Source organism: Streptomyces bambusae, from assembly GCF_019400985.1.
Lineage (GTDB): Bacteria > Actinomycetota > Actinomycetes > Streptomycetales > Streptomycetaceae > Streptomyces > Streptomyces bambusae_A.
The window spans coordinates 1-8,620 of sequence record NZ_WTFF01000309.1 but is presented as its reverse complement, the minus strand read 5'-3'; the positions used below and the strand labels follow the sequence as shown (position 1 = coordinate 8,620).

Sequence of the window (8,620 nt, the reverse complement as noted above, 5' to 3'; positions counted from 1 at the left end):
TCCCTGGCCCGGGCCCCGGCCCTGGGACCCAGCCCGGCCCTGGGCCCCGGCCCGGCGTCGGCCCGGCCCCAGGCTTCGTCCGCCTGCCGCCTGCCGCCTGCCGCCTGCCGCCTGCCGCAGGCCCCGCAGCCCGCAGCCCTCAGCCCGCCGGGCTTTCACCCACCAGCGCCTCGAACTGCAGCGCCAAGCCGTCCAGCAGGGCCGCCAGCCCCGTCTCGAACGCTCCCTCGTCCACCTCGCGCCGCCGCTCCGCCAGCAGGTGGGCCTGCCCTAGGTGCGGGTAGTCGCCGGGGTCGTACGCCTGCTCGTCGTCCACGAAGCCCCCGGCGAACGAGCCGACCGCCGAGCCCAGGATGAAGTACCGCATCAGCGCGCCGATCCGGGTGGCCTGCGCCGCCGGCCAGCCCGCCGCCGTCATCCCGCCGAACACCGCGTCCGCCAGCCGCAGTCCGGCCGGCCGTCGCCGCGGTCCGCGGGCCAGCACCGGCACGACGTTCGGATGGTCGGCCAGGGCGTCGCGGTAGGAGTGCGCCCAGTCGTGCAGCGCCGTCCGCCAGTCGCGCGGATCGCCCTCCTCGAACATCGACAGGTCCACCCGCGCGCTCACCGTGTCCGCGACCGCGTCCAGGATCTCGTCCTTGGTGCGGAAGTGGTTGTAGAGCGAGGGCCCGCTGACCCCCAGCGCGGCGGCCAGCCGCCGGGTGGAGACCGCCTCCAGCCCTTCCGCGTCGACCAGTTGCACGGCCGCGGCGACGATCCGGTCCCGGCTGAGGAGGGGCTTGCGCGGTCTGGCCATGCGCCACATAGTAGGGCTGCCCGCCTAAAACTAGCGGTGCTAATAAAACGCTAAACCGCGCCCCCGCCCGGGAGGAGTACCTGTGGATCTGGAGCTCAGCGAGGAGCAGAGCGCGGTCCGGCGGCTCGCCCGCGAGTTCACCGACCGCGAGGTCGTCCCGTACGCCGCCGCCTGGGACCGGGCCGAGAGCGTGGACCGCGGGATCGTCAAGAAGCTCGGCGCACTGGGCTTCCTCGGGCTCACCGTCCCCGAGGAGTACGGGGGCTCCGGCGGCGACCACCTCTCCTACTGCCTGGTCACCGAGGAGCTCGGCCGCGGCGACTCCGCCGTGCGCGGCATCCTCTCCGTCTCCCTCGGCCTGGTCGCCAAGACCATCGCCGCCTGGGGCAGCGAGGAGCAGAAGCGCGCCTGGCTGCCCCGACTCTGCGCGGGCGACGCGCTCGGCTGCTTCGGCCTGACCGAGCCCGGCACCGGCTCCGACGCCGCCGCACTGACCACCCGTGCCGAGCGCGAGGGGGACGCGTACGTCCTCACCGGCACCAAGATGTTCATCACCAACGGCACCTGGGCGGACGTGGTGCTCCTCTTCGCCCGTACCGGTGAGGCCCCCGGCCACCGCGGGATCTCGGCCTTCCTGGTCCCCACCGACACTCCCGGCCTGACCCGCCGCGAGGTCCACGGCAAGCTGGGCCTGCGCGGCCAGGCCACGGCCGAGCTCGTGTTCGACGGCGTACGCGTGCCCGCCTCCGCCCTGCTCGGCCCCGCCGGCAAGGGCTTCTCGGTGGCGATGTCGGCGCTGGCCAAGGGCCGGATGTCGGTCGCCGCCGGCTGCGTCGGCATCGCGCAGGCCGCGCTGGAGGCGGCCGTCGCGTACGCCGGGCAGCGCGAGCAGTTCGGCGGGCCGATCGCCCGGCACCAGCTGGTCCAGGAGCTGATCGCGGACATCGCGGTGGACGTGGACGCGGCCCGGCTGCTGACCTGGCGGGTGGCGGACCTGATCGACCGCGGCCGGCCGTTCGCCACGGAGTCCTCCACGGCCAAGCTGTTCGCCTCCGAGGCGGCCGTCCGCGCCGCGAGCAACGCGCTCCAGGTGCACGGCGGTTACGGCTACATCGACGAGTACCCGGTGGGCAAGCTGCTGCGCGACGCCCGGGTGATGACCCTCTACGAGGGGACCAGCCAGATCCAGAAGCTCCTCATCGGCCGCGCACACACCGGGATCTCCGCCTTCTGAACAGGCCCCGGCGGGACCGGTCCGGCCGGACCCGTCCAGCCGGTCCCGTGAGTACGTGAGTACGCCGGCCCGCGTACGCGTATGAGTACGCGCACGGATGTGCGCCGCGCCACACCCGCCCGATGCTGGCCCCATGAACGAGACATCGGTCAAGCAGCAGAACACGGGGGCGTACTACGGCCAGGCCATCGCCTCCTTCGGCATCGCGCTCGGCGCCGTGGCGATCGGGATCTGGAACCTGGAGGCCGACGCCTGGGTGCGCGCCTTCCTCGGCATCGCCGTCCTCTACCTCACCACCTCCGCCTTCACCCTCGCCAAGGTGATCCGCGACCGGCAGGAGGTGGGCCAGATCGTCAGCCGGGTCGACCAGGCGCGGATGGAGAAGATCATGGTCGACTACGACCCCTTCCAGCCGAAGACGCCAAAGGCCTAAGCGCTTGCTCACCCTCCGGTAGGGTGGGGCCTTCCACACGACGAGAGGGTGAGCGAGCGATGGACAGCGCGGAGGACACCGCGGCGGGGACCCCGGAAGGGCCCGAGGCCTACCAGGCGTGGTCGGAGGTCACCCCCGACGCCGCACGGAGGCTGCTGGTCGCGGCCGTCGACGCCTTCGCCGAGCGCGGGTACCACGCCACCACCACCCGGGACATCGCGGGGCGCGCCGGCATGAGCCCGGCCGCGCTCTACATCCACTACAAGACCAAGGAAGAGCTGCTCCACCGGATCAGCCGGATCGGCCACGACAAGGCCCTGGAGATCCTCTCCGCCGCGGCCGACGCCCCCGGCACCGCCGCCGAGCGGCTCGACGCCGCCGTACGGGACTTCGTACGCTGGCACGCCGCGCACCACACCACCGCCCGCGTGGTCCAGTACGAGCTCGACGCCCTCGCCCCGGAGCACCGCTCGGAGATCGTGGAGCTGCGCCGGCAGAGCGGGGCGGCGGTCCGGCGGATCCTCGCCGACGGCGTGGCCGCGGGGGAGTTCGACGTCCCCGACGTCCCCGGCACCACCCTCGCCGTGCTCTCGCTGTGCATCGACGTAGCCCGCTGGTTCAACACCGAGGGGCAGCGCACCCCCGACGAGGTCGGCGCGCTCTACGCCGACCTCGTCCTGCGGATGGTCGGCGCCCGTCAGAAGTAGTAGCGGGACACCGTCTGCGCCACGCACACCGGCTTCTGCCCGCCCTCCCGCTCGACGGTGACGGTCGCCGCGACCTGCACGCCGTCGCCCGCCTCGGTCACCGAGGTGATCACGGCGGTGGCCCGCAGCCGCGAGCCGACCGGCACCGGCGCCGGGAAACGCACCTTGTCCGCGCCGTAGTTGATGCCCATCCGCATGCCCTCGACCCGCATGATCTGCGGCACCAGGCTGGGCAGCAGCGACAGGGTCAGATAGCCGTGCGCGATCGTCGTGCCGAACGGCCCGGACGCGGCCCGGGCCGGGTCCACGTGGATCCACTGGTGGTCACCGGTGGCGTCCGCGAAGAGGTCGATCCGCTTCTGGTCCACCTCCAGCCAGTCGCTGGGGCCGAGCGGTTCACCGATCCCGGCGCTCAGCTCCTCGGCGGACGTGAAGATCCTCGGCTCGGCCATGCCACTCCCTCTCGCAGGTAGCGAAACAAGCGCTTGCTCAGCGGACAGCATGGGCGGCGGGCCCGCCGCTGTCAACGGACCCGGGACCGACCCGGGACCGACCCGGGAACCGGCCCGGGACCGACCCGGCGCCATCCGCCGACCAGTGCCGTGGCCGGAGAGGTGTGCCGGTCCGCGGCGTCCGGTGCATGGGGTCTCCCAGGCCCGCCGGGCCTGGGGGACGCATCGCAAGGCAGCGGACCGCAGCGAGGTGCCGTGCTCGGGGCACCACCCAGCGGTAGCTGGGGGAGCGTCGTGGGCCGGTGAGCCTCTCCGGTCAGGGCGCTGAGCGGGATCGGCGAAGTCCGGCGCGGTACCGCGCCCCGTAAGGGGCGCGGGGAACTGCGCGACCAGCCCCCACCGGTCCGCGGTTCCATCACCGCATTTCCAGCGGAGCGCTTAGGCTCGACCGGGTGCCGCAGATTCCCGAGAAAGTCCACGAACTCACCGTCGGCCAGCTGTCCGCGCGCAGCGGGGCCGCGGTCTCCGCACTGCACTTCTACGAGGCCAAGGGCCTGATCAGCAGCCGCCGCACGTCCGGCAACCAGCGCCGCTACAGCCGCGACGCACTGCGCCGGGTCGCCTTCGTCCGCGCCGCGCAGCGGGTGGGCATCCCGCTGGCCACCATCCGCGACGCGCTCGGCCAACTCCCCGAGGAGCGCACGCCCAACCGCGAGGACTGGGCCCGCCTCTCGGAGAACTGGCGGGCGGTGCTCGACGAGCGCATCCAGCAACTGGGGCGGCTGCGCGATCACTTGACCGACTGCATCGGCTGCGGCTGCCTCTCCCTGGAGACCTGCGTGCTCTCCAACCCCGACGACGTCTTCGGCGAGCGCCTCACCGGCTCCCGCCTGTGGCCCGGCAAGCCCTGAGCAACTCCGCGGCCCGGGCCACGAGTTCGCCGCTGGAACGGGCCGGCCGCCCGTCCGGCAGGTGCAGTACGTCGCCCAGCCCGACCCGGACGCGGCCGCGACCCTGCCGGGCGGCGAACTCCAGCACCGGCCAGGCCGCGGCGTCCCGCCCGTAGAGCACCGCGGAGTCCCGCCCGTAGAGCACCGCGTCGCGAGCAACCGGCCCCGGCGTCGCGGCGAGCAGGGCCGGACCGGCGGCGGGCAACTCCACGACCAGGCGCATCCGACCGGGATCCACGCCCCGCAGGGCCCGCAGCAGCGGGCCGGCCACCCGGGGCGAGAGGCTCTCCCGCCCGCACGGCGTCCGCGCGTGCACCAGGACCTCGTCGGCCCCCGCCGCCACCCCGCGCGCCTGCCCGTCGGGCCGGGGGTGAGGGCCGCTGCGCGGAGCCTTTTCCCCACCCCGCCCCTTCTCCCCCAGCTACCGCTGGGTGGGGGTGCCCCCGGCCGGAGGCTGGGGGAGTGCCCCCAGAACCGGGGCTCCGCCCCAGACCCTTCCCCAGACTTCGTCCGGGGGTACCCCCACGCCTCAAACGCCGGCGGGGCTGGATCGTGCCCCGTCAGGGGCGCGGGGAACTGCGCGACCAGCCATAGGCGACCGGCAGGTCCGGCACGGTGGGCCCGGCACCGGAACGGGGACTGGGGGCGCCCCCGGCCGGGCCGGCGCGTCCGGCGACAGCGGCACCGCCGCGCCGTCGGCAGCCGTACGGGACCCGTTGAGGGAGGCGATCACGCCGGCCTGGATCACGCCGCCCGGGCCCCGGTCAGGGCCGGCCCCGACACCGCCAGGGCCGGTCTGGGCACCACGATCCCGCAGCCGGCGCACACGGGCCCGTCCCACGGCCCCGCCTCCGCCCCCGCCCCCGGCCCCGCGCCCCGGCCGGGACCCCGGCCCTGCTCGGGCACCGCCGGCCAGCGCAGCTCCTGCTCACCGCACACCGGGCAGGCCGTCCCTGGCTCCGACTCCAGCGCCCGCACCAGGCGCCGCAGCACCTCGGCCAGCGTCCCCTCCGGCCGCACCCCCGGGTCCGCGCACCGCACCACCGCCTCGCCGCCCCACGCCCACTCCGGCCGGCGCAGCCCGTCGTGCTTCTCCCGGCGCCGCCGCTCGGCGAACTGCCGCTCGTACGCCAGCCAGACCGCCCTGGCCTCCTCCAGCTCCTCCAGCGCGGCCACCAGCCGCAGCGGGTCCGCGGCCCGGTCGTCCGGGGCGATCCCGTGCCGGTCGCACAGGTGCCACCAGGTCGCCCGGTGCCCGTACGGCGCGAACCTCTCCAGGCAGCGGCGCAGCGAATGGCGCCGCAGAGCCCGGTCGTTGCGCGCGTCCCGCACCTGGTACGCCAAGCTCCGGAATCCCGCCATCACCCTCGCACCTCCGTCCGCGGAGCCGATGTGCCCACCATGCCCGGCCGGGTGCGGTCGCATGCGGGGGCGGACGAGGCGTACGGGTGGCACATGGCCGGAAGTCAGCGCCACATGCGTCCCGCTGCCACGACGAGCCGGGCGAGTTCCTCGTGGCAGATGTCGCTGTGCGCCCCCGTCGGGGCGCCACCCCGCCGGACCACGGAAGCCGCGTCCACGCTGACGCAACCGCCCGCCGGCAGCCCGTCGCGCAGGGCCGCGTCCAGTGTCAGGCGGGGCGCGCCCGGCACCGCCTGGACCCCGCTGTGGCCGATCGCGCCCCACCGTGCGTCGAAGCCCGCGAATCCGGCCGAATCCCCCGCCATCCGGGAGGCCAGCGGGTAGAAGACCTTCAGCGCCGAGTCGTGCTCGGAGTGGCAGGCCACCACGGGCCCGTCGACCCGCCGCTGCAACCCGCGCAGCGCCCCGCCGCGCCCCTTGTCGTGCGGCAGCTGATCGGCGAACGCGTAGTGCGAGAAGGCACCTTGTAGGAGCGTCAGGGACTTCACGAATCCCCAGCCGTCCGGGACGGCGCGCAGCGCGAACGAGACCGCCCGGGCCCCGAAGCTGTGCCCGACCAGGTGCACCCGCAGCTCCGGCCGGCCGCGCGAGACGTGCACCAGCGCCGGGCCGAGACCGCGCTCGCCGACCACCCCCGCCCGCTTCTTCATCTCGTAGTAGGTGGCCTGCCGCAGCACCTCCTTACCGCCCTTCCACAGCCGGCGCAGTCCGTTGCCCACCGACAGCGAAGGCTGCCCGCCACCCCCGTCACCCCCGTCGCCCCCGTCGCCCTCGTCCCCCTCCTCCGCCGCGCCGCCCGCCTCGGCCAGGCCGTCGGTGAAGACCCGGCACACCTCCAGCACGTCGGCGCTGAACATCGCCGGTACCCCGGCCGCCGCGGCCCCGGCCGGCACCCCGTCCAGGCCCACCAACTCCCGTACGAGTGCCCCGAACTCGGCGAACGCCCCCTCCGAGTCGGGCCGCTGCGCGAGGAGTTCGGCCACCCGGTCCAGCTCCGCCGCCCGCCCCGGCCACAACGCGCCCAGCGCCCGCCGGGTCTGCGGGTCCAGCCCGGACCCGTGACCGGGCTCGGCCAGTACCCCCGGAGTGTCGAAGTCCGGGATCGGCTCGTCCGAGAAGCGCATCGAGGGCCACACGACACCCACGTACCCCAGCCGCACCCCCGGGCCCACCAGCCGCGGGAAGGGTGCGAAGAAGCGGTCGTAGAGCCGCGTCGCCGTCGACCGGTCGCTGTTCCAGCCGTGCGCGAAGACCAGCAGGTCGGTGACGTCCAGCCGGGCCACCGCGTCCCGGCTCGCGCCGTCCACGTCCCCCTCAGCGTCGATCGTCAGCTCCGCGTACGGCCCCACACCCACACCCGACATGACGACGTCCCCCTTCGCCACCGCGCCCGCGCGTGCCTGATGAGCCCCAGCATCCCGCCGGGACCCACCGCTGTCACGGGTACAGGAGGTACTTCTCCCGCACCGCGGCGAACCGCGCGAGCCCCGCCGTCCAGTCGGCCGCGACCTCCGCCACCCCCGCACCCGCGTCCACCAGCGTGCGCACCCGGTCCGAGCCGGTCAGCCGGTCGATCCAGCGGTCCGCGCGCCAGGCGAAACCGCTCCAGGAGCGCCGGGCCGTCACCAGCAGCCCGATGCCGGTGCGTACGGGATCGAAGGCCGCCGGGTCGTGCACCAGCAGCCGCACCCCGCCGCAGGCCTTCCCGGCGTGCTTGGAGAACGTGGGCGTGAAGTACGCCTCCCGCAGCCACACCCCCGGCAGGTCCAGCGCGGCCGCCGCCTCGGCCCACCGGCGGTCCGCGCCCGGCGCGCCGACCACCTCGAAGGGGGTGGCCGTGCCACGCCCCTCCGACAGGTTGGTGCCCTCGAACAGGCAGGTCCCCGCGTACGCGAGGGCGGTCTCCGGCGTCGGCATGTTCGGGCTCGGCGGCACCCACGGCAGCCCGGTCTCCCGGAAGAACGCCTCCCGGCGCCAGCCGGCCATGCGTACGGTGTGCAGCCGCGCCGGGGCGGCCGCCAGGAACTCGCCGTTGAACAGCCGGGCCAGCTCGGCGGCCGTCATGCCGTGCGCGAGCGCGATCGGCTCGCGGCCGACGAAGCTCGCGTACGCCCGGTCCAGCACCGGGCCGGCCGCGCTCCGCCCGCCGACCGGATTGGGCCGGTCCAGCACCACCACCGCCGTGCCGGCCAGGGCGGCCGCGCGCATCACGTCGTACAGGGTCCAGATGTACGTGTAGAAGCGGGCCCCGACGTCCTGGATGTCGAAGAGGAGCACCTCGACCCGGGCGGCGGTGAACAGGTCTGCCAGGGCCCGGCCGCTCACGCCGTACGTGTCGTACACCGTCAGGCCGGTCGCGGGGTCCTGGTGCCGTCCCTCCGACCCGCCCGCCTGGGCGGTCCCGCGGAAGCCGTGCTCGGGCCCGAACACGGCGACCAGGTCCACGCGGTCGTCGGCGTGCAGGACGTCGACCAGGTGGCGGGCGTCGGCGGTGACGCCGGTGGGATTGGTGACCACGCCGACCCGGTGGCCGGCGAGCAGGGCGTACCCGTCGGCCGCGAGCCGCTCGAACCCGGTCTCTTAGACACATCTGACGCTCGCCACGACCTCACCTGCGGTCAGTCCG

The 8,620-nt window shown here is 74.8% G+C and carries 10 protein-coding genes; 4 read left to right on the top strand and 6 right to left on the bottom strand.

Annotated elements, in window-relative coordinates; all coding sequences use genetic code 11:
• Window positions 1–139 precede the first annotated feature (139 nt).
• Window positions 140–796 (bottom strand): TetR/AcrR family transcriptional regulator, encoded by a 657-nt coding sequence (locus GPJ59_RS29540; RefSeq protein ID WP_219670944.1) that lies wholly within the window; start codon window positions 794–796, stop codon window positions 140–142.
• 82 nt (window positions 797–878) lie between these two features.
• Here GPJ59_RS29540 and GPJ59_RS29535 point away from each other — a divergent pair, with 82 nt between their 5' ends.
• The 3 genes from GPJ59_RS29535 to GPJ59_RS29525 all read left to right on the top strand — a co-directional run bounded on the left by GPJ59_RS29535 (window position 879) and on the right by GPJ59_RS29525 (window position 3,170).
• Window positions 879–2,030 (top strand): acyl-CoA dehydrogenase family protein, encoded by a 1,152-nt coding sequence (locus GPJ59_RS29535; RefSeq protein WP_219670939.1) that lies wholly within the window; start codon window positions 879–881, stop codon window positions 2,028–2,030.
• Between the two features lie 133 nt (window positions 2,031–2,163).
• A complete protein-coding gene (locus tag GPJ59_RS29530; protein WP_219670932.1) occupies window positions 2,164–2,463 on the top strand; it encodes a YiaA/YiaB family inner membrane protein in 300 nt (99 codons plus the stop codon).
• 59 nt (window positions 2,464–2,522) lie between these two features.
• On the top strand, window positions 2,523–3,170 hold the full coding sequence (locus GPJ59_RS29525; protein ID WP_219670930.1) for a TetR/AcrR family transcriptional regulator: 648 nt from the start codon (window positions 2,523–2,525) through the stop codon (window positions 3,168–3,170).
• Here GPJ59_RS29525 and GPJ59_RS29520 read toward each other — a convergent pair.
• Window positions 3,161–3,622: a MaoC family dehydratase gene (locus GPJ59_RS29520; RefSeq protein ID WP_219670928.1), complete on the bottom strand. Its 462-nt coding sequence runs from the start codon at window positions 3,620–3,622 to the stop codon at window positions 3,161–3,163. The two genes, GPJ59_RS29525 and GPJ59_RS29520, sit on opposite strands and share 10 nt — an antisense overlap.
• A 452-nt stretch (window positions 3,623–4,074) precedes the next feature.
• Here GPJ59_RS29520 and soxR point away from each other — a divergent pair, with 452 nt between their 5' ends.
• Window positions 4,075–4,533, top strand: a complete 459-nt coding sequence (gene soxR / locus GPJ59_RS29515; RefSeq protein ID WP_219670925.1) for a redox-sensitive transcriptional activator SoxR — start codon at window positions 4,075–4,077, stop codon at window positions 4,531–4,533.
• Here the strand turns inward: soxR and GPJ59_RS29510 are convergent.
• The 4 genes from GPJ59_RS29510 to GPJ59_RS29495 form a co-directional block, all read right to left on the bottom strand.
• The gene (locus GPJ59_RS29510) at window positions 4,499–4,915 is read right to left on the bottom strand and encodes a 3-keto-5-aminohexanoate cleavage protein (RefSeq protein ID WP_308120553.1); all 417 of its coding nucleotides are present in this window, start codon (window positions 4,913–4,915) and stop codon (window positions 4,499–4,501) included. The two genes, soxR and GPJ59_RS29510, sit on opposite strands and share 35 nt — an antisense overlap.
• Window positions 4,916–5,316: 401 nt before the next feature.
• Window positions 5,317–5,934: a hypothetical protein gene (locus GPJ59_RS29505; protein WP_219670923.1), complete on the bottom strand. Its 618-nt coding sequence runs from the start codon at window positions 5,932–5,934 to the stop codon at window positions 5,317–5,319.
• A gap of 104 nt (window positions 5,935–6,038) precedes the next feature.
• On the bottom strand, window positions 6,039–7,358 hold the full coding sequence (locus GPJ59_RS29500; RefSeq protein WP_219670920.1) for a serine-threonine protein kinase: 1,320 nt from the start codon (window positions 7,356–7,358) through the stop codon (window positions 6,039–6,041).
• 73 nt (window positions 7,359–7,431) lie between these two features.
• A complete protein-coding gene (locus GPJ59_RS29495; protein ID WP_219670945.1) occupies window positions 7,432–8,535 on the bottom strand; it encodes an exo-beta-N-acetylmuramidase NamZ family protein in 1,104 nt (367 codons plus the stop codon).
• Window positions 8,536–8,620 lie beyond the last annotated feature (85 nt).

Coding starts and splice junctions, on each gene's coding strand:
- GPJ59_RS29540 (WP_219670944.1), bottom strand. CDS start 796: ATGGCCAGACCGCGCAAGCCCCTCCTCAGCCGGGACCGGATCGTCGCC.
- GPJ59_RS29530 (WP_219670932.1), top strand. CDS start 2,164: ATGAACGAGACATCGGTCAAGCAGCAGAACACGGGGGCGTACTACGGC.
- GPJ59_RS29525 (WP_219670930.1), top strand. CDS start 2,523: ATGGACAGCGCGGAGGACACCGCGGCGGGGACCCCGGAAGGGCCCGAG.
- GPJ59_RS29520 (WP_219670928.1), bottom strand. CDS start 3,622: ATGGCCGAGCCGAGGATCTTCACGTCCGCCGAGGAGCTGAGCGCCGGG.
- GPJ59_RS29505 (WP_219670923.1), bottom strand. CDS start 5,934: ATGGCGGGATTCCGGAGCTTGGCGTACCAGGTGCGGGACGCGCGCAAC.
- GPJ59_RS29500 (WP_219670920.1), bottom strand. CDS start 7,358: ATGTCGGGTGTGGGTGTGGGGCCGTACGCGGAGCTGACGATCGACGCT.